Annotated in this window: 17 protein-coding genes; 9 read left to right on the forward strand and 8 right to left on the reverse strand. The window is 70.7% G+C overall.

The window, feature by feature from the left end; genetic code table 11:
* Positions 1-8: 8 nt before the first annotated feature.
* Genes I0C86_RS26455 through I0C86_RS26470 form a run of 4 tightly spaced genes read left to right on the forward strand, consistent with a single transcriptional unit; the run spans position 9 to position 4160 of the window.
* On the forward strand, positions 9-1220 hold the full coding sequence (locus I0C86_RS26455) for an ABC transporter substrate-binding protein (RefSeq protein ID WP_196203996.1): 1212 nt from the start codon (positions 9-11) through the stop codon (positions 1218-1220).
* Positions 1217-2344: an ABC transporter ATP-binding protein gene (locus I0C86_RS26460; protein WP_196203997.1), complete on the forward strand. Its 1128-nt coding sequence runs from the start codon at positions 1217-1219 to the stop codon at positions 2342-2344. The genes I0C86_RS26455 and I0C86_RS26460 overlap by 4 nt, the downstream gene beginning before the upstream one ends.
* On the forward strand, positions 2341-3297 hold the full coding sequence (locus I0C86_RS26465) for an ABC transporter permease (protein WP_323373855.1): 957 nt from the start codon (positions 2341-2343) through the stop codon (positions 3295-3297). The genes I0C86_RS26460 and I0C86_RS26465 overlap by 4 nt, the downstream gene beginning before the upstream one ends.
* The gene (locus tag I0C86_RS26470; protein ID WP_196203998.1) at positions 3297-4160 is read left to right on the forward strand and encodes an ABC transporter permease; all 864 of its coding nucleotides are present in this window, start codon (positions 3297-3299) and stop codon (positions 4158-4160) included. The genes I0C86_RS26465 and I0C86_RS26470 overlap by 1 nt, the downstream gene beginning before the upstream one ends.
* 460 nt (positions 4161-4620) lie before the next feature.
* Here the strand turns inward: I0C86_RS26470 and I0C86_RS26475 are convergent, their stop codons facing one another.
* From I0C86_RS26475 to I0C86_RS26495, 5 genes are all read right to left on the reverse strand, one after another.
* The gene (locus I0C86_RS26475; RefSeq protein WP_196203999.1) at positions 4621-6903 is read right to left on the reverse strand and encodes an AMP-binding protein; all 2283 of its coding nucleotides are present in this window, start codon (positions 6901-6903) and stop codon (positions 4621-4623) included.
* Positions 6870-8105 carry a beta-ketoacyl synthase N-terminal-like domain-containing protein gene (locus I0C86_RS26480; protein ID WP_196204000.1) on the reverse strand — a complete coding sequence of 412 codons (1236 nt, stop codon included), beginning with the start codon at positions 8103-8105 and terminating at the stop codon, positions 6870-6872. The genes I0C86_RS26475 and I0C86_RS26480 overlap by 34 nt, the downstream gene beginning before the upstream one ends.
* A gap of 43 nt (positions 8106-8148) precedes the next feature.
* Entirely contained in the window at positions 8149-9378 is a 1230-nt protein-coding gene (locus I0C86_RS26485; protein WP_196204001.1) for a beta-ketoacyl synthase N-terminal-like domain-containing protein, read from the reverse strand.
* Complete coding sequence (locus tag I0C86_RS26490; RefSeq protein ID WP_196204002.1) at positions 9368-9628, reverse strand: acyl carrier protein; 261 nt, start codon at positions 9626-9628, stop codon at positions 9368-9370. Before I0C86_RS26490 ends, I0C86_RS26485 begins: the two co-directional genes overlap by 11 nt.
* 279 nt (positions 9629-9907) lie before the next feature.
* Complete coding sequence (locus tag I0C86_RS26495) at positions 9908-11014, reverse strand: L-dopachrome tautomerase-related protein (protein WP_196204003.1); 1107 nt, start codon at positions 11012-11014, stop codon at positions 9908-9910.
* Positions 11015-11300: 286 nt separating this feature from the next.
* Here I0C86_RS26495 and I0C86_RS45185 point away from each other — a divergent pair, with 286 nt between their 5' ends.
* Positions 11301-12239, forward strand: a complete 939-nt coding sequence (locus I0C86_RS45185) for a golvesin C-terminal-like domain-containing protein (RefSeq protein ID WP_323373856.1) — start codon at positions 11301-11303, stop codon at positions 12237-12239.
* A gap of 65 nt (positions 12240-12304) precedes the next feature.
* Here I0C86_RS45185 and I0C86_RS26505 read toward each other — a convergent pair whose 3' ends face one another.
* On the reverse strand, positions 12305-13342 hold the full coding sequence (locus tag I0C86_RS26505; RefSeq protein ID WP_196204004.1) for a TRM11 family SAM-dependent methyltransferase: 1038 nt from the start codon (positions 13340-13342) through the stop codon (positions 12305-12307).
* Between the two features lie 216 nt (positions 13343-13558).
* The gene (locus I0C86_RS26510; RefSeq protein WP_323373857.1) at positions 13559-14410 is read right to left on the reverse strand and encodes an SAM-dependent methyltransferase; all 852 of its coding nucleotides are present in this window, start codon (positions 14408-14410) and stop codon (positions 13559-13561) included.
* Between the two features lie 312 nt (positions 14411-14722).
* On the opposite strand from I0C86_RS26510, the gene I0C86_RS26515 reads away from it, so the two are divergent.
* From I0C86_RS26515 to I0C86_RS26530, 4 genes are all read left to right on the forward strand, one after another.
* Positions 14723-15421 carry an SDR family oxidoreductase gene (locus I0C86_RS26515; protein WP_196204006.1) on the forward strand — a complete coding sequence of 233 codons (699 nt, stop codon included), beginning with the start codon at positions 14723-14725 and terminating at the stop codon, positions 15419-15421.
* A 68-nt stretch (positions 15422-15489) separates the two neighbouring features.
* The gene (locus I0C86_RS26520) at positions 15490-16683 is read left to right on the forward strand and encodes a low temperature requirement protein A (protein WP_323373858.1); all 1194 of its coding nucleotides are present in this window, start codon (positions 15490-15492) and stop codon (positions 16681-16683) included.
* A 61-nt stretch (positions 16684-16744) separates the two neighbouring features.
* Positions 16745-17284, forward strand: a complete 540-nt coding sequence (locus I0C86_RS26525) for a PadR family transcriptional regulator (protein WP_196204007.1) — start codon at positions 16745-16747, stop codon at positions 17282-17284.
* Entirely contained in the window at positions 17281-18546 is a 1266-nt protein-coding gene (locus I0C86_RS26530; RefSeq protein ID WP_196204008.1) for an FAD-dependent oxidoreductase, read from the forward strand. Before I0C86_RS26525 ends, I0C86_RS26530 begins: the two co-directional genes overlap by 4 nt.
* A gap of 89 nt (positions 18547-18635) precedes the next feature.
* On the opposite strand, the gene I0C86_RS26535 is transcribed toward I0C86_RS26530, so the two are convergent.
* Positions 18636-19457, reverse strand: coding sequence for a hypothetical protein (locus tag I0C86_RS26535; RefSeq protein ID WP_230394826.1), 822 nt, complete (start codon positions 19455-19457; stop codon positions 18636-18638).
* Positions 19458-19722: the final 265 nt, after the last annotated feature.

Below are 19722 nucleotides of genomic sequence, written 5' to 3' on the forward strand. Positions count from 1 at the left end.
GGAATGCCATGCGCCGAAGCCAACGCCGACTGATCGTCGCCACGGCCCTGACCGCATTGAGCCTGGTCGCCGCCTGCGGTGCCCCCGAGACCGCGCAACCCGGGCCGAGCGGAGGCGCGGTTCCCGACAAGCCCGGCTCGCCGGTCGTGTTGAACATCCTCGACGTCGCGGGCAACCTGCAACTCACCCAGGCGATGATCGACGACTTCGTGTCGAAGAACTCCGACACGGTGTCGAAGGTGACGTACTCGAAGTCGCCCTCGCCGGAACTGGTCGGAAAGGTCAAGGCCCAGCAGGACGCCAACCGGGTCGAGATCGACCTGGTACTGACCGGTGTGGACGGTCTCGCGGCCGGCATCGAACAGAACCTGTGGACCCCGCTGCTGCCCACCCATGCCGACCGGCTGCCGGGGATGGCGAACTACCTGCCCGGCGCGGCGGCGATGCAGAAGCTGGCCGGCGACCACGGGGTGACGGTCACCTACTACCCGTCCGGGCCGCTGATCGAGTACCTGCCGTCGAAGGTGCCGAACCCGCCGACCAGTGCCCCGGCACTGCTCGAGTACGCCAAGGCCAACCCGGGTGCGGTGCAGTACGCCCGGCCGTCGAACTCCGGACCCGGTCGGACCTTCCTGATGGGCCTGCCGTACCTGCTCGGCGACACCGACCCGAAGGACCCGGTGAACGGGTGGGCCAAGACCTGGGCGTACCTCGCCGAGCTGAACAAGTACGTCACGCTCTACCCGTCGGGCACCGGTGAGACGATGAAGAACCTGGCCAACGGATCCGCGAAGATCATCGTCAGCACCACCGGCTGGGACATCAACCCACGGGTGCTCGGCACGGTGCCCGAGGAGGCGAAGGTCGGCACGCTGGAGGGCTTCCACTGGGTCACCGACGCCCACTACGCGGTCGTCCCCAAGGGGGTGTCGACGGACAAGCAGGCCGCCATCCTGGCCCTGCTGAACCACATGCTCACCCCGGAGCAGCAGGCCAAGGCGTACGACCAGGGCTACTTCTACCCCGGACCGGCGATCAAGGACGTGCCGCTGTCGATGGCACCGGAGGCCAGCCGCCAGGCGATCGAGAAGTTCGGCCGACCCGAGTACGAGCAACTCATCGCCGGCAACCCAATCGAGGTGCCACTCGACGCCAAGGCCCTGGTCGCGGCGTTCAGCAAGTGGGACCGCGAGATCGGCGGCGCGAAGGTGAGCAAGTGAGCTTCGCACAACTGCGGCTCGACGGCGTGACACGGAGTTTCGCCGGCCACGACGCACTGACCGACCTGAACCTGACGGTGCGCAGCGGGGAGTTCATCGCCCTGCTCGGACCGTCGGGCTGCGGCAAGTCCACCGCGTTGAACTGCCTGGCCGGCCTGCTTCCGCTGACCCGGGGCAGCATCTGGTCCGACGACACCCGGCTCGACACCGTGCAGGCGGAGCGGCGCGGTTTCGGCATGGTGTTCCAGAACTACGCGCTGTTCCCCCACATGTCGGTACGCCGCAACATCGCCTTCGGACTACAGATGCGTCGGCTGCCCCGGGCCGAGATCCGGCGCCGGACCGAGGAGGCCATCCGGCTGGTCCGGCTGGAGGAACACGCGAACAAGCTGCCCGGACAACTCTCCGGCGGGCAGCAGCAGCGGGTCGCCATCGCCCGCGCGGTGGTGCTGGAGCCCGCACTGGTGCTGATGGACGAGCCGCTGTCCAATCTGGACGCCAAGCTGCGGCTGGAGATGCGTACCGAGATCCGGCGGTTGCACCAGTCGCTCGGGCTGACCACGGTGTACGTCACCCACGACCAGGAGGAGGCACTCTCCCTGGCGGACCGCCTGGTGGTGCTCCGCGAGGGCCGGGTGCAGCAGATCGGCACGCCGGAGGAGTTGCACACCCGACCGGCGAACTGGCACGTCGCCGACTTCATGGGGTACCGCAACCTGCTGCGGTTGCGCGCGGACGACCGTACCGGCCAGGACGAGGTGGTGGTGACAGGTCATGGCCTGCGGCTCGTCGGCACGCCGGTCGGGCCGGTACGCGCCGGGGCCGAGGTGATCGCCGGGGTACGTCCCGAGGACCTTCGGATCACCGGTCCGGAGGAGGGCGTGCCGGCCGTCGTCGAGGTGGTCGAGTACCAGGGTCGCGAGGTGGCGGTCGAGGCCCGCACCGCCGACGGCGTCCAGTTCAACCTGCGTACCCAGACGCGTCCGACCCTCGGTGAACGGATCGGGATCGTGGTGGATCCCGTACGGCTGCTGGTCTTTCCGGCGGACGGGACCGACGCCGACGGGGACGACCGCCCCGCCGGCGAACCGGCGGAGGAACCCACGACCGGGGACTCCCGGTGAGCGCCACCGCGACACCGTCCCGCACCGGCGACCCGACCGGCGACGATCCGCCGGGTGGCCGGGCGCCGGTCGGCGTGCGGGTGGCGCTCCGACACCGGTTGGCCGAGCGGGGCGTCGACCGGCAACTCCTGCTGCTGGTTCCGGCGGCGCTCTTCGTCCTGGTGCTCTTCATCTACCCGTTCGGCTACGGCGTCGGGCTGTCGTTCCAGCCGACCGAGGGCGGCCCGTTCGCCACGTACCAGGAGTTCTTCACCGACGCGTACCTGCGGGACACCATCTGGACCACGCTGAGCCTGTCGCTGCCGGCGGCCCTGCTCAACGTCGCGGCCTCGGTGCCGATCGCGTACCGGATGCGCGGCCGGTTCCGGGGGAAACGGCTGCTCACCACGGTGCTGGTGGTGCCGATCACCCTCGGCACGGTGCTGACCGCGCAGGGGCTGCTCAACTTCCTCGGCCCGACCGGATGGTTCAACCGGACCCTGCTGGCCGTCGGCCTGACCGACGATCCGATCCGGCTCACCAACAACTACTGGGGGGTGTTCTTCTCCATCGTCATCACCGGATTCCCGTTCGCCTTCCTGCTGGTGCTGTCGTACCTGTCGGGCATCGACCCGACGCTGGAGCGGGCCGCCGCCACCCTCGGGGCGAACTGGTGGCAGCGGTTCCGCCGGATCACCCTGCCGCTGCTGGCACCCGGACTCGCCACCACGTTCTGCCTGACCTTCGTGCTGGCGTTCAGCGTCTTCCCGTCGGCCGTGCTGGTCGGTGACCCGGCCGGCACGACCCGGGTCATCTCGATCGCGGCGTACGACGCGGCGTACGTGCAGTACGACTATCCGATGGCGGCCACCATCGCGGTGCTGATGGGTCTGGTCGAGCTGCTGGTGATCGCCGCCGTGCTCGGCTGGCGGGCACTGCTGTACACCGGTTCGACGGCGGGAGGAAAGGGCTGATGACGTCGTCCGCAACGGCTCCGGCACGTCGCCGTCGACGCCTGGTCGCCAGGCCGGCAGCCTGGCTGATCTGGGGCGTGGTGGCGTTCTTCTTCGTCAACCTCGCCGGCGTGATCGGCTCGGTACTGGTCAGTTCGTTCGGCAACCGCTGGTACGACAGCTGGCTCCCCCAGGAGTTCACCACCAAGTGGTACGGCCAGTCGTGGCAGGAGTTCGGCCTGTTCCAGGTGCTGGTGGTGACTCTCGAGGTGTCGCTGCTGGTGGTCGGCATCTCGGTACTGGTCGGGGTGCCGGCGGCGTACGCGCTGGCCCGCCGGTCGTTTCCCGGCCGGCGGCTGCTCTACCTGCTGTTCCTGCTTCCGATCCTGATGCCGCCGATCACCTACGGCATCCCGCTGGCCACGGTGCTCTACAAGTACGGCTTCGCCGGGCACCTGTCCGGGGTGGTGCTGGCGAACCTGGTGCCGTCGGTGCCGTTCGTCATCCTCACCATGACGCCGTTCATCGAGCAGATCGACCCGGCGGTGGAACGGGCGGCCCGGATGTGCGGGGCCGGCACCCGGCAGATCTTCGTCCGGATCCTCGCTCCGTTGCTGCTGCCGGGGATCCTGGCCGCCTCGATCCTGGTCCTGGTGCGTACGGTCGGGATGTTCGAGTTGACCTTCCTCACGGCGGGGCCGGACTCGCAGACCCTGGTCGTGGCGCTGTACTACTCGATGTCGGCGGCCGGCATCCGGGCCCAGCAGTCCATCGACGCGATGGCGGTCATGTACACCACGATGATGCTGGTGCTTCTGGTGATCGCGTTGCGGTTCGTCAATCCGACCCAACTGGTCGCCCGGGTCCGGGAGGACATCGACTGACACCGCGCCGGACCGGTGGCGGTACGACATCTCGGCGGGAAGCCACGGCGGGCCGCAGAAGGCGGAACAGCAGAGCGGCGCGGCCCTGGCGGAAGCTGTCCGTCCGTCAGGGCCGCGCCACCGGTTGGCGGACCGCCGATCGGCGTCGCCATCACGCGGAGCCTCGTGGGCTCAGCGTCGGGTACTTGGCAACGGTCGCCCGCTGTCACGGTGGATGTGCCGCCGCCGGTAGCGGGTCAGCAGGGTCGGACCGCCTGGCTGGCGATGCCCGGCAGGCACGGACCGGGGCGCCCTGCCGCCCGCCGAGCTCTCCGTGGAACCCAGCGGGTGCAACATCAGTATTACGTCCCCGGTGTCAGCTTTTGTGGCGACTGGGATATTTGTCCCACCCTACTGAGCAGGAGCCACCCAGCACCGGGCGATCAGGGGCCGGGCGATCGCCCCACCGCCCGCGATGTGATCAGTCCTGGAACATGTCGGCGAGCACCTCGGCGGTCTGGGCCGGATTGGTGGAGACGAAGTAGTGGTCGCCGGCGATGAGGTGCAGGCTGGCTATCCGGTCGACCGGGATCCGGGCGGCGAGCGCCTCCCGGGTACAGAGCCCGTCGTCGGTACCGAGCAGGACGTGTACGGCTCGACTCCGTACGCCCTCGAAACCGTTCGGCGCCAGCGCGATGTCCCGCCGGAACCGGGGCAGCAGCAGCCGGATGATTTCCTCTGAGGTCAGCGCGCTGGCGGGCAGCAGACCGGTGCTGCGCAACCCGGCGAGCAGCGTCTCGTCGTCGTCGGAGACCAGTGCCGGGCGCTCGGCTCCGGCCAGCAGCGGCGGGGCGGAGAGCACGACCTGCGTCCCGGCCAGCCCGTCCCCGGCCGCGTCGACGACCGCGGCGGCAAGTACCGCGCCCAGACTGTGCCCGAACAGCACCGCCCCGTCGGACAGGTACGGCGTACCCGCCTGCCACCAGGCCTGGGCCGCGTCGGCGATGGTGACCCCGTCCCGGTAGGTCGCCTCGCCCGCCACCACCCGCCAGGAGCCGGGCAGGTGCCGGGCCAACCGGGTGAACGCCCCGGACGAGCCGCCCGCGTACGGGATGCAGACCAGGGTCCGTCCCGGGCCGTCGCGCAGCACCCGCATCCGGACCACCGCTGGCGCCGTACCGGCGGCCCGGAGTTTGTATCGGGCGAGCTTGCCGGTGGAGGTGGTCGGCAGGTGCTCGACGACCTCGACGACAGCGGGCCGCTTGTACGGTGGCAGCCCGGCCCGGAAGGCCGCCCGTGCGGTCCGGCGCAGTGCGACCGGATCGGCGCCGACAGCCGGTACGAGATAGGCGACCGCCTGCTCCAGTCCGTTCCGGTCCCGCGACCCGACGACCACGCACTGCCCCAGCCCGGCCAGATCCCGCACCGCCGCCTCGATGTCGAGGGGTGACACCTTGTACCCGCCGATGTTGATCAGGTCGTCGTGCCGGCACAGGTACCGGAGTTCCCCGTCCGGCTGCTGCGCGACGATGTCACCGGTGTACGCACCACCGTCGGCGAAGGTCCGGGCCTCGGTCTCGGGACGGTCCAGGTAGCCGACCGCGACGGACGGGCCCGCCACGTGCAGCCGACCCTCCGATCCGACCGGCAGGAGGTGTCCGGCGTCGTCCCGGACGGTGACCGTCATGCCGGGCACGGCCGTCCCGGTCGACCCGGGCTGGCTGCCCCGGGTGGCCACCACGATGTGCAGCACCTCGGTCGCGCCGAGGCCGTTGACCAGCGGCACCCCGAAGGTGCGGGTGAAGTCGGCGCAGAGCGACCCGGGCAGGTGCTCGCCGGCCGAGACGGCGAGGCGCACCGATCCGAGGTCGAGCGGTCCCGCCCCGTCCACCTGGCCCGCGCCGTCCACCTGGTCTGCCGTGACCGCCTGCTCTGCCGTGGCCACCTGCTCTGCCGTGGCCACCTCGGCGGCGGTCGCCGGGGCCGCCGCACGGGCCCGGTCGAGCAGCGCGGCGTAGATCCGGGGTACCGCGCAGAGCACGGTCGGTCGGTGTCGGGCGATCGTCACGGCGAGCCGGTAGACGTCCGGTGGGCCCTGGCCCAGGATCACTCCCGCCCCGGTGGCGAGCGGAAAGAGCAGCGAGTTGCCGAAGCCGTAGCCGAAGGAGAGCTTGGCGGTGGACAGCACGGTGTCCTCGGGCCGGAGGTCGAGAACCCGGCCGAAGCCCGCCAACACGGCCTCCATCCCGGATCCGGTGTGCAGTACGCCCTTGGGCCTGCCGGTGCTGCCCGAGGTGTACTGGATCAGCAGCACCTCGGATGGTTCCCGGCTCTCCGGCGGTGGTGCCGGCGGAGCGCCGCTTCCCGCCCAGGCCGCGTCACCCCGGGGCAGCCGGGTGAGGCCGGCCCGGGTCGCCAGCTCGCCGCCGCGCTCGTCGGTGTGCAGGAAACCGGCCCGACAGTCTCCGGCGATGAAGGCCAGTTCCGCCTCGCTCAGCATGGGGCTGACCGGAACCGCGACCGCGCCCCGCCACCACAGTGCCAGGATCGCGACCACGGTCGGGACGGCGTCGTCGGCGACGATCAGCCCCCGGGTTCCGGGTTGGATCCCGGCCTCGGCAAGCCGCGCCGAATACCACCGCACCGCGCGGTACAGCTCCGCGTAGCCGAGCTTCCCACCCTGGTCCAGGTATGCGACCCGCTCACCCCGGCCGAGCGCGAGTTGCCGCCCTACCAGACGCTCGACGAGGTTGACGCTCCCCATGTGAAGACCTCCATGACGGCTGCGTTTCCGGACGGTTCGATCGCGAGTGCGAGCAGGCTGGTCGGCGCCCGGGCGCCGGCGCAGTACGCGACGGCACAGGCCACCGCCATGAAGCCGCCGGCCGCACCGAAGTCGCCGAGCGACCGTTCCAGGTGCCACACCGGCCCGGGATGCACCTCGGCCAGCGCCTCGACCAGGCCGACGTCCAGCGCTGAGACGATCATCGGCCCCGATCCGACCGCCGCTGCCCCGCCGGTCGCTCCCCGGCCGGCCGCCGCCCCGGTGCCGGGCGGCGCTCCGAGCCGTGGTCCGCCGGGCGGAAGTGCCGCGCGGACCAGGTCGCGGCTCTCGGTCACCAGGCGGGACCGGTCCAGGCCGACCCGGTGGAACCGCCCGAGACGGACACCGGGATCGCCGTCGTGCCAGGGCTGCACCGCGAGGCACCCGGCACCCTCGGCCGCGACGAAGTCCTCGGCCAGCCCGGCGAGGCTCCACCGGCTCACCGTGGCCGAGGCGCCGACCAGGGCCCGCGCCGCCGCGCCGTCGGCCACGAACCGGCCCGCCTCGATCAGGGCGGTCAGCCCGGCCGTCGTACCGCCGGTCACCGTCTCGTTCGGTCCGTCGAGCCCGAGCCGGATGGACACCGTCGCCGCCGGTCCGTTGAACGCCGACGCGGGACCGATGATCGGGCTGCTCAGGCCCGGATCCAGCACGGCGGCCTCGACGCAGATGGTGGCGTACTCGGCCAGCCCGGCACTCGAACTGGCCCAGAGCACCGCGACCGGACCGACACCGGCGGCGAAGCCGGAGATGCCACCCGGCGGCGTACCGGTCCACCCGGCACCGCCCGGCGACGCACCGGCGAACCGCACGTCCCTCTGCGACGCGGCGGCCAACCGCAGGTCACTGGGCGACGGACCGGCCAACGGCAGGTCGCTCGGCGACGCGGCGGCCAACCGCAGGTCGCTCGGCGACGCCGCGTCCTCCGCCGTGACCGCTGCCGCGAGCGCCAGCAGGGATTCGTGGGGCAGCGCCCGGAGTCCCCGGACGGCCACGCCCGGCGGCATCCGGGGCTCGACCGGACCGGCCGCCAACCGGTCCACCGGATCCAGATCGGTGTACGGGGCCTCGAACCGCCGTACCTCCGACGGTGCCGCCGATGTCCCGCCGACCAGGCGTACCAGGTCCTGCGGCCCGGTCACGCCCGGCAGCCGGAGTCCCAGGCCACGAACGGACAGACAGTCGTTAACCGGCAGCACTCTCGGCCTCTCCCAGCAGTATGGTCGACACGCCACCACCGAATCCGAACGCCTGGCTGAGCACGGTCCGCACCGGCGTTCGCCGGCCCACCGGCTCCACCAGGTCGATGCCCCCGCACGCCGGGTCCGGCTCGATCAGCGTCACGTTGCCCGGCACGAAGTTCTCGGCGAGGGCCCGGACCGCGACCACCGCCTCCAGGGCTGCCGCCGCGCCCTCGGCGTGCCCGAACTGTCCCTTGAGGGACGAGACCACCGGCCGGCGCCTCCCGGCCAGCGCCTTCGCCACCGCCCGCGCCTCGATCCCGTCGCTGGCCGGTGTGCCGGTGCCGTGCGCGCAGACCCAGTCGACGTCGTCGGCGGTCAGCCCGGCCCGGTCGAGGCAGCCGTGCACCGTCGACACCAGACCGTTGCCGTCCGGATGCGGCTGCGTCGGATTGTGCGCGTCGGCGGCGGCGGCGCAGGCCAGCACCTGGGCCAACGGACGTCGTCCCCGGGCCACGACCCGGTCGACCGGTTCCAGCACCAGTACTCCGGCGCCCTCCCCCGGGATGGTGCCCCGGCGGTTCACGTCGAACGGACGGACCGTGTCCACCGCGAGGGCCCGCAGCGAGGTGAACATCGCGAGGATCTCCAGTGACAGTTCGGAGACCCCGGCACAGACCGCCACGTCGACCTCGCCGCTGGCGATCGCCCGGCAGCCGGCGGCGATGGCGCTGTTCCCGGCGGCGCAGCCGGGTGCGAGCAGCACCGTCGGCCCGGTGACCTGGACCGTCTTCCGCAGCGTGTCCAGCAGATCGTCCGGGCGGGCCCAGCCGTGGCCCGGAACGGCGAGCCCGCCCGGCCCGATGCCCCGGTCCAGGAGCGGCCGGTTGGCCATCACCGTCCCGACGAACGCACCCAACCGCCGCTGACGGCCATGGGCCGGCAGGCCCGCGTCCCGGAGTCCCTCCAGCGCGGCGGCGGCGAGGTAGCGGGCGGCGAGGGACTCGTGCCCGGGTACCACCGAGTCGAGCGCGACCACGGCGGCCGACGGGACCTCGACGCCGCAGCGCGCGGGATACCGGGACATGTCGTACCGGGTGACCGGCCCGGTCAGCACCCGCCGGTCGGTCACCGCCGTCCACAGTGCCTCGGTGCCGAGTCCGGCACCGGACACCGCGCCGACGCCCGAGATCGCCACGGCTCGGCGACCGCCACCCGTCCGGTCACGGTCCAATGGAGATACCTCGATCCCGGAGTACGGCGAGGGCGTCGCCGAAGTCCTGAAGGCCCGCCGCCTCTTCGTCGGTCAGCCGTACGCCGAGCTGCCGCTCGATCCGCACCACGAACTCGACCTTCTGCACCGAGTCGATCCCGAGGTCCTCGTAGAACGCCGCACCCTCGGTGACCTCGTCCGGGCTCACCTCGAATATCTCGGCCGCCAGGTCGCGCAGAACCGCGGCCGACACCGCGTCCGTCCGTGCCAAGTCCGGCTCCTCTCCCGATCCCCGCGCGCCACGTTTCCGTGGAACTTGCAGGTGGGCTCCCAGTGAAGTTTTCCAGGAAGGAAACGACGCGGGAAACGTTCAAGATGCGACCAAAGAGCTCGATCGCGCCGGCCGAATAGGTCGTTACCACAATCCGATCAGGTCGTCTAAGTGCCAAAAAACCAATATCGCCGCCACGCGACCATTCGATGTCAGACGATGATCTGTTCTGCTGTTGATATTGACGGCAATGATTGAGATCAAATGATCTCGTCGACGTCAGGGCGCGAGCGAGACCGGGCCGGCGTCGATGGCGAGCCGGAACAGGGCGTACGGGCGGCGCCGCCGGTCGACCCCACCCGAGTAGTCGGGCTGGCGGTGCAGTTGGTTCGCCGTGACGTAGAGGTACCGGTCGGCGCCGATCGACATGGTGTCCGGCCAGAGCAGCCGTGGATCGTGGACCACCGTCTCGTACGCCCCGTCCGGGGTGCGACGCAGGATGGCGTTCTGCTCGTACGCCGTGACGTAGATCCGGCCGGCGTCGTCGCTCTCCAGACCGTCGGAGCCGGTGCCCTTGTCCCCCTCGTCGCGGACGGTGGCAGCCACCTCGGCGTCGTCCATCGACCGGTCGACCAGCGCGTCGACGTCGACGCTGTAGAGCCGGCGGGAGATCAGCGGGCAGTAGTAGAGACGGCTGCCGTCCGCCGAGATCGCGATGCCGTCCGAACCCATGCTGACCGGACTGGGCGGACCCTCGGCGGGTCGCAACAGGAACGGTCGCCCCTCGACGAGGGGCCGGAAGTCGGCCAGGGACTCGGCCTTGGTGGACGGATGGTCGTGCAGGCGCCGCCAGGAGACGCCACTGGCCAGGTCCACCACGATGATCCCGTTCGGTCCGGAGTTGGACGAGTCGGTGATGAAGGCCGTGCCGGCGGAGCGTCGACGCAGGTCGAACCGGACGTCGTTCAGGTACGACGTCGGCAGTGCCACGTCGGCGGGAAACACGATGGTCTGGGTGACCCGGTCGGTGTCGAGGTCGACGCAGACGAGCTTCGGTCCGCCCGGTCTGGTCGGCTGGAGCATCGGGCTCCCGGTGTCCAGCACCCAGAGCCGGTCCGTCGGGTCGACGACCACGCTCTGCACCGAGACGAATGCCCCGGCGTCGTCGTTCCCGGCCGGGTCGTTCCACGCCTGGTCGGGGAAGGGCTGGCAGGTGCCGTCGCGAAGCTCGGCGACCGTGGCGCTGACCTCGTCGCCCCACTTCGGGAAGTTGACGAAGATCCGACCCTGCCGGGAGACGGTGACCCCGGTCGGCATGGCGCCGGTGAAGGTGCAGACCAGTTCGAGCGCGCCGCAGGGCTCGTCGCTGGTCAGCTTGTCAGTCATCCCGGTCCCCCCGTGGTACGTCGGGGCGACCGGCACCGCTGGCGGCCAGCTCGTCCGACCAGACCACTCTAATTCGGGTCAGAGTCGTCCAATACCCAAATAGCCGTATTGGCCCGACAAAACGGCCGGCCCGCCGCTCCGCCCCACCGTCCGACCGAAATTGCCCCACCACCCGATCCGCCCCACGCCACACAGGCGGACGTCAATGTAGAAGTCTTTCCAAAGTCACCGCCAGTTGGTTAAATACCTTCACATTGTGCCCCGCCCGAGTCGCGAAGGGTCCTCCATGAAGATCGGTTACGCACGTCGCTGGGCCGTCCTCATCGCAGCCGCACTCGCCACCACGATCCTGCTGCCGACCGCTCCGGCCGCCGCCGCCACGGTGACCGTCGACAACGCCACCGCCGGCCGGTTCACCGGCAGCGCGAACTGGGGTACGTCCAGCTACTCCAGCCAGAAACAGGGCGCCGACTACCGCTTCGCCAACCCCGACACCACCGCCAGCGACCCCGCCTGGTTCAAGGTCGACGTGCCGAGCGCCGGCAGTTACCTCGTCGAGGTCTGGTACCCCGCCGATCCGGGATACAACAACTCCACCCCGTTCATGGTCGTCACCACCAGCGGCACCCAGAGCATCCCGGTCAACCAGCGGACCAACGGCGGCCAGTGGGTGGCACTGGGAACCTTCTCCCTCGCCGCGGGCGACTACAACGCGGTCGGGGTCAGCCGGTGGACCAGCGGCACCGGCTACGTGATCGCCGACGCCGTCCGGATCACCACGGCCACCGGCGGCGGCACCACCTTCTCGATGCCACTGCCCCGGACCGCCCTGCCGCGCAGCGAGTACGACGACCCGCACCACGACTACGCCGCGATCGACCTGCCGGTGCCGACCGGCACCGCCGCTTACGCCGTCCGGGCCGGCACCGTGGCCCGGGTCAACGACAGCAGTTGTGGCCAGGGCATCAACCTGACCGGCACCGACGGAGCGGTCTACACCTACTGCCACTTCTCCGCATGGTCGGTCGCGAGCGGCGCCACCGTCACCGCCGGGCAGCGGATCGGCTCGACCGGCAACACCGGCAACTCGACCGGTCCCCACCTGCATTTCGGAATCCGGACCAGCGGCACCCTCCGCTGCCCGCAGAACTTCCTGCTGGCCCTCTACGACGGTGTCACCCCACCGGCGGCAACCAGCCTCCCCACCTCCGGCTGCAGCTACTGACGTGTAAGGAAGGGCCCCTTCTTATCGCTTTTTGTAGAAGAAGGGGCCCTTCCTAACCGACGTTCCTAGCGGGGACGGCGGGCGACCAGCACGTCCCGGACGATCGACTGGTCGACCCGGTGGACGAACTGCTGGTACGGGCCGGTCGTCAGCACCTCCAGGCCGGAGTCGGCGAGCACCTGCTCCGCCTGCTCCCGGCGGGCGACGTTGGTGTTCCAGGCGATGCCGAGCGCCCCACCCGGCCGCAGCAGTTCCACCCAGACGGGTACGGCCTCGGCCAGCAGGGCGAGCGGGCTGCGCGCCAGCCCCTTCTCGGCCGTCCGGCTGCCGTGCTGTACGCCGTACGGGGCATCCGCGACGAGCAGGTCCTGGGTGCCGGGCCGGAAGAACTCCAGACTCCGGGTGGTGTCCGCGTTCACCACGTCCAGCCGCTGCGTCTCCCCCGCCTTGTACGCCTCCTTGTCGGCCGCCAGGGTGACCTGTAGCCGCCGGGCGACCACCTTCCGTTCCCGACGTACCGGTCCCGCCTCCACCCGGTGCTTGACCCGCTTCCGCTTCAACCAGGTCTGGATGTACGTCGAGTACGCCTCGAAGTCCTTCTGGTCGCGGTCGATTCCCGCGGCGTCGAAGCCGTACGTCAGTGCCTGGTTCAGGGTGGTGCCCCGGCCGCAGAGCGGGTCCAGCACGCTGAACCTCCGGCGGAGCATCTCCGGCGCGAAATCCGAGGCGAGCAGTGTCACGTTGAGCAGCAGTTTGGTGAACTGTTCGTTGGTCTTGCCCGGGTATTTGGGAATGGTCAGCAGGTCGTCGTCGAACCGGTCGAGCCGGCGTAGTTCGACCGGGCGGAGCAGACCGCCGGTGACCTCGAACAACGCGTAGATCGACGACAGGTTGGCCAGGTACGCCGCAGCCTGCTCGTCGAGCGGGTCGGCCGCGAAGGTGACGTAGCGGACGCCGCCGATGGTCGTCTCCGAGACGTCGGACAGCCGACCGCCGAGTACGGCCCGGTCGAACACCGCCAACTCGGCCCGGGTCAGTGCGACCGAGGCTTCCGCGTAGACACGGTTCGACGACGGGAGAATCAACAACGCGTACTCGCTCATGTGTCCTTCCGGGGCCAACGACAAGCCGGCTGAGGCAGCCGGATAGATGGTAGATGGCCCTCCGGCGCCGGTCGGGCGAGCCCGGCGGGAAGTTACGGCAGTTGATGGGGTCCCCGGTCGACCGGTCCAGGTCAGCCTCGGCCGATGATCGATGCCGACCACTGGCTCACCGGGCCAGCGCGGGTCAGGGCCAGCGCGGGTCAGGGCCAGCGCGGGTCAGGGCCAGCGCAGCACGCCGCCGTACTCGTAGAACCTGGTCTCGTCCGCTCCCTTGCCGAGGTACGGGCGCAGTGCCTCGTCGACCGGCGACAACGGCGGCTGGGTGGGGTCGGGACGCCAGGTCTTCACGTCGACCAGTCCCGGCTCCACCGGCTCGAAGCCGCGCACGAACTCCGCCACCTCCGCCAGGGTGCGATTCTTCCAGGGGATGCCCATCTTCTTCACCATCGCGTTGCCCTCGTCCACGCCCTCCCGACTGATACCGGCCAACTGCGAGTAGGCCAGGTAACTGTCCGGAACGAGCGCGTCCCGTACGACGCCGAGCAGATGGTGCACCGCGGCATCGTCGACGATGGAGTGCGTCACCGAGAGCAGCAGTACGCCCACCGGTCGGGAAAAGTCGATCATCCGACGTACCTGCTCGTCGGCGAGGATCTTCTCCGGCACGGTGACGTCGGCGGCGATCACCGTGGTCGTCTCGTCGTCGGCCAGCAGCGCCCGCCCGTGCGCCAGCACGATCGGGTCGAAGTCGACATAGACCACCTGGGCCCCCGGCTGGAACTCCTGCGCCACCTGGTGCACGTTCGCCTGGGTCGGCAGGCCGCTGCCCAGGTCGATGAACTGCCGGATTTCCAGGTCCCGGGCCATGAACCGGACCGCGCGGTAGAGGAAGAGGCGGTTCTCCCGGGTCACGTCCAGGCTGGCTGGTTGCTGCGCGCACACGTGGAGGACGGCCTTGCGGTCGACCGGAAAGTTGTCCTTGCCCCCGAGCGAGTAGTCGTACATCCGGGCCGAGGTCGGGACGTCGATCGGAAAGGCGGGATACCCTCCGTCGTTGGGCGCGGTCACGAGATCAGCTCCGTACTGTCGTGAGGATCGGACTACCAGGGTAGCGGTTTCCCACGATTCTCCCTTCCCCATCAGGCCCGAAGTCGGGCCGAGAACCGGAGCATCCGGAGCATCCGGAGTCCGACCCCCGATCAACTACTGGTCGTCGGCCAGCAGGACCCTGGTCACACGGTCCTCACCGGGTTCGGCCCGGCCTCCGCCGGGCTCCCGTTCCGGACCGCCGACGGAAGACCGGGCGCGGAACCCCCGGGCCACTCCGCGTCCGCACGGGTTGGCCTACCCTTCTCCCAACCAAACAGGAGGGTCTGTCCAATGCCGACCCGCGTCGCTGTCGTCACCGGCGCCAATCGCGGGATCGGACGCGAGGTCGCCCGCCAGCTCGCCGCCCGGGGCGACCTTGTCGTGCTCACCGCGCGGGACGCCGACAGGGCCCGCCAGGCCGCGGACGAGATCGCCCGGTCGGGCGGCACCGTCGTTCCGCACCCGCTCGACGTCGCCGATCCGGCGGCGGCGTCCCGGCTCGCCGCCGACCTCGCCCGCGACCACGGCCGGGTCGACGCGCTCGTCAACAATGCCGCGATCTGCTACGACACCTGGGCGCGGGCGAGCGCCGCCGATCTCGACGAGGTCCGGACCGCCCTCGACACCAACCTCTTCGGCGCGTGGTCGGTGACGCTGGCCCTGCTGCCGCTGCTCCGGACCAGCGGACAGGGCCGGATCGTGAACGTCTCCAGCGAGGCCGGATCGCTGGCGTCGATGGGCGGCGGGACGCCCGCGTACGCGCTGTGCAAGGCCGGCCTCAACGCCTTGACCCGGATGCTCGCCGCGGAACTGAGCGACGACGGGATTCTGGTCAACGCGGTCTGTCCCGGCTGGGTCGCCACCGACATGGGTGGCGGCGGTGGCCGCCCGGTCCACGACGGCGCCGCCGGCATCGTCTGGGCGGCGAGCCTGCCCGACTCCGGCCCCACCGGCGGCTTCTTCCGGGACCGCCGACCGGTCCCCTGGTGATCCGGATCCGCCCGTCCACCGACCGTCCGACCAGTACCGACCGCCACCTATCGGAACAGGAAACCGACGTGAACCAGGCCGACACCGGACCCGACGCCCCGATGGCATCCGCCGCCCCGAACGAGGTACGGAACGTCGGACCGATGCGGGTCTCGACCATCGAGCTCTTCTTCGACCTGGTGTTCGTCTTCACGATCACCCAACTCACCCGGATGTTGGAGCACGATCCGACGGCCACCGGCCTGCTGCGGGCCGTACTCGCCCTCGGGGTCATCTGGTGGATGTACGGCGGATACGCCTGGCTCACCAACGCGGTCGCGCTCGACCGCACGACACGACGGCTACACCTGCTCACCGGGATGGCCGGCTACCTCGTCATGGCCCTGGCCCTGCCCGGAGCCTTCGCCGGTGACGGTGTCGCGTTCGGACTCGGGTACCTGGTCGTCACCGTCACGCACACCGTCCTGTTCACCAGGGCGAGGAGCCGTGACTCCGTACACGGGATCCTGCGGATCGCGCCGACCAACGTCGGCGCGGCCCTGCTGGTGCTGGGCGCCGGGTTCCTCGACGGGCCGGCCGTGCTCGCCCTCTGGTCGGGGGCGTTCCTCCTGGCGTTCGCCGGACCGTTCCTCGGCGGTGGGCTGTCCCGCTTCGTCGTCCGCCCAGCGCACTTCGTCGAGCGGCACGGCCTGGTGATGCTGATCGTGCTCGGCGAGTCCATTGTCGCCATTGGCATCGGCGCCGCCGGGCACCGCGTCGATGCGCCGCTCGTCGGCGCCGCCGTGCTGGGTCTCGCCCTGACCGCCTGCCTGTGGTGGTTCTACTTCAGCGGTGACGACGAGCGGGCCGAGCGGGCGCTGTCGGCCGCGCCCGGTTCACGCCGCAGCCTGCTGGCGCTGCTCGCCTACGGGTACGCGCACATTCCGCTCATTCTCGGTGTCGTGGCGCTCGCCGCCGGGGTGACCGAGACCCTCGCGCACCCCTTCGCGCACGCCCATCCCGAATGGGCCGTTGCACTGGGCGGCGGCGCCGCCCTGTACCTGGCTGGCGACGTCGTGTTCCGGCGCATCCTCGGTGTTTCCGGCGGCGGCTGGCGGGTCGCGGCCGCCGTGGTCGCGCTCGCCACCATCCCGCTCGGCGTGGTCACCACCGCCATCGGCCAGCTTGCCGCGCTCGTCGCCGTGCTGGTCACCGCCCTCATCACCGAGCACCGCGTCGGTGGACGGCAGAAGGCGGGCCGAGTAGCGCCGCCGCACCCCTGAGATACTCAAACGCAAGTACTCGTCCTTGACTAGGGCTAGGTAGTCGTGTTTGAGTACTCGGGTGAATGCAACCCGATTGTTCGTACTCGGTGCGTTGGCTCGCGGGGGGCCGATGCACGGTCACAAGATCCGTCAGGATGCCCAGCTCGACCAGGTCGAGCTGTGGACCGACATGAAGCCCGGCTCGCTGTACGGAGCCCTACGCCGGATGGCGACCGAAGGCGTCATCGCCGTCGTCCGTACCGAGCAGGAGGGCAACCTGCCCGCCCGCACGGTCTACGAGATAACCGAGTCCGGCCGGCGAGAGTTCATCGAGCAACTGCACGCGGCCCTGGGCGACGCCCGGCTGCGGCCGGACCCGGTGGACCTGGCACTCCAGCACGCCAGCGCGGTGGACCCGGCCACCCTGCTGGACCTGACCCGGAAACGCCGCACCACACTCGCCGAGCGGCTGGCGTTCATGCGCGCACTGCGCCAGCAGGCCGAGCCGCACCTGACCGGTCTGGAGCCGGTCGCCTTCGACCACACGCTGATGCGACTGGAGGTCGAAGTGGCCTGGCACGACCGCCTGATCACGGCGCTGACGGAGGAGAACCGATGACCCGGGTACTGATAATCGGCGGCGGGCTCGGCGGGCTCTGCCTGGCCCAGGGTCTGCGTCGGGCCGGCGTCTCCTGCGCGGTCTACGAGCGCGACCACAAGCTCGACGCCCGACTCCAGGGATACCGGATCAACATCGAGGCGACCGGTAGCGACGCGCTCCAGGCCTGCCTGCCCCCGGCGCTCTGGCGCATCGTGGTCGCCACCGCCGGGGACCCCGGCCCGGGGCTGGGCGTCTTCGACCACCACCTCCGCCGACTGGCACACATCGGATCCGAGGACCGGACGGCCGACGGTGAGCACGCGGTCAGCCGCCTCACCCTGCGCCGGCTACTGCTGGCCGGACTGGACGACCTGGTCCACCTGGGCAAGGAGTTCACGCACTACGAGCAACACGACGACGGAACCGTGACGGCACACTTCGCCGACGGCAGCAGCGCCACCGGCGACCTGTTGGTCGGTGCCGACGGGTCGCGGTCACGGGTCCGACGCCAACTGCTGCCCAACGCACGCACCGTCGACACCCAGGCGATCGGCGTCGGCGGCAAGGTCCCACTCACCCCGCAGACCAGCGCCTGGCTGCCCCCGACGCTGCTGGCCGGCAAGAACATGATGCTGCCCGACCAGGGCTTCCTCTTCACGGCGGTCTTCCGGCGTCGGCAGACCGTTTCGGAGGCGGTCGAACAGGTTGCCGACGACCTCCGCACCCTCGGGGTCGACCCCGAGATCCTGCTGGCGGAAGCCGCCGACTACGACTACCTGATGTGGGCGTACGTCGCCCACCGGGACAGCGTTCCGCCCGACGTGACGACCATGTCCAGCGACACGCTGCGTAACGTCGTGGCAGACCGGGCCCGCACCTGGCATCCGGACCTGTATCGCCTGGTGGGCGCGGCGGCTCCGAACAGCGTCTCGGCGTTCACCTTCTCCGCCGCGGCACCCCTTCAACCGTGGCCGGCCGGTCCCGTCACCCTGCTCGGTGACGCGGTGCACCACATGCCGCCGGTCGGTGGACTCGGCGGCAACGCCGCTCTGCACGACGCGGCGCTACTGTGCCAGGTGCTCAGCGGTGGCCGGCCATCGGAGAGCGCACTGGCCGACTACCAACGGCAGATGCTGAGTCACGGCTTCGCCGCAGTGTCCGAATCCATGCGCAACGTACGGGTCGCCGTCCAGGGCCGGCCGGCCCGCAGCGCCGTACGCGCCTTCTTCCGTACCTGTGGAGCACTGCCACCCCTGCAACGTGCCGTCCTGGGGTCGTAGCCGAGCGAACGGAGCCCGTGACCCCGACACCGAACGTGTCGGGGTCGCGGAGTCCCGCCCGGTGCGAACCAGCACCGGGCGGTACGGCCTCAGCGACCGCAGCCGATCCGGTTCGGAGCGAGCGCGATGTCGTCCAGCCACAGGTCGAAGTGGTCCGGCGTCGGGCCGCCCTGGTAGAGCTGCCAGCCGATCTTCACCGTGTCGGCCCGGGGCAGGACGAAGTCGACCGGGTTGCCGCCGTGCTCGGTGGTCGTGACGGTCATCTCGGGTTGGGCCACGCCGTCGATCCACACCGCGATCCGGTTGTCCGACGCGTCCCACCGCCACTCGAAGCACTGCCACCGGTCCTCGACGGTCGGTGCGGACTCGCGCCAGTTGGTCCAGTCACCGGTCGGGCCACCGTCGGCCCCGACACCCCAGTACGACCCGCCCAGCGGTGGCGCCCACTGCCCGCCGATCGGACGGACGACCTCGGCGCTACCCGACCCGGTCGCCTCGACGAGGGTGAAGTGCGCCCAGTCGGGGGCGGTCGGGAAGGCGTCGACCTTCAGCCGCATCCGGCCGTGGAAACTGTTTCCCGGGGCGGCGAAGTCGTCGACCCGCAGGAACGCCCGGCCGTTGCCCTCGGTGTGCACCCGCAGCACCTTGTCGGAGCGCTGCCGCTCCACGGTCAGGGTTCCGTGCTTCGTGTCGATCCCCCAGTTCAGCGACGCGGCGCCACCGACGGGCAGCCGTTCGAAGTCCTCGCAGAACAGCAGGGCCCGGGTGCCGCAGGCAGCTCCGTGACCGGTGCCGCCGGTGCCGTGCCGGGCCTGCGCGGAGCCGCTGCCGGCCTGCGCCGCACCACCGCTCGCCAGCACCGCGGCGACCGTCAGCAGGATGAGGGGGAACCGTTTCGTCAGCCGGGCCATGGCGCAAGAGCATGACAGATATCGATGGGAGGCGCCAGTCGTCCGACATCCGGACCACCCTCGTACGGACGGTCGACATCGAGATCCCTCTTTGGTTTACTGGGCACCCCGGCCGTGGTCCGGTGCCCCCACCGCACCGCGCGTCCCTCGGACCCGCCCCCGCACCGGCCGGTGGCCACGCCCGGAGGTGTGTCATGACCCGTGAGTCCGAACCGGACTCGCCCCCAGCCGACCTGCCACCACCCGGGCTGTCCCGGCGTGGTGT

The sequence above is a fragment of the Plantactinospora alkalitolerans genome (genome assembly GCF_015690345.1).
Lineage (GTDB): Bacteria > Actinomycetota > Actinomycetes > Mycobacteriales > Micromonosporaceae > Plantactinospora > Plantactinospora alkalitolerans.

Excerpts from the sequence above, each read along its gene's own strand:
- I0C86_RS26495 (WP_196204003.1), bottom strand. The coding sequence starts at position 11,014 with ATGACTGACAAGCTGACCAGCGACGAGCCCTGCGGCGCGCTCGAACTG.
- I0C86_RS26535 (WP_230394826.1), bottom strand. The coding sequence starts at position 19,457 with ATGGCCCGGCTGACGAAACGGTTCCCCCTCATCCTGCTGACGGTCGCC.
- I0C86_RS26470 (WP_196203998.1), top strand. The coding sequence starts at position 3,297 with ATGACGTCGTCCGCAACGGCTCCGGCACGTCGCCGTCGACGCCTGGTC.
- I0C86_RS26530 (WP_196204008.1), top strand. The coding sequence starts at position 17,281 with ATGACCCGGGTACTGATAATCGGCGGCGGGCTCGGCGGGCTCTGCCTG.
- I0C86_RS26505 (WP_196204004.1), bottom strand. The coding sequence starts at position 13,342 with ATGAGCGAGTACGCGTTGTTGATTCTCCCGTCGTCGAACCGTGTCTAC.
- I0C86_RS26455 (WP_196203996.1), top strand. The coding sequence starts at position 9 with ATGCGCCGAAGCCAACGCCGACTGATCGTCGCCACGGCCCTGACCGCA.
- I0C86_RS26475 (WP_196203999.1), bottom strand. The coding sequence starts at position 6,903 with ATGGGGAGCGTCAACCTCGTCGAGCGTCTGGTAGGGCGGCAACTCGCG.
- I0C86_RS45185 (WP_323373856.1), top strand. The coding sequence starts at position 11,301 with ATGAAGATCGGTTACGCACGTCGCTGGGCCGTCCTCATCGCAGCCGCA.
- I0C86_RS26515 (WP_196204006.1), top strand. The coding sequence starts at position 14,723 with ATGCCGACCCGCGTCGCTGTCGTCACCGGCGCCAATCGCGGGATCGGA.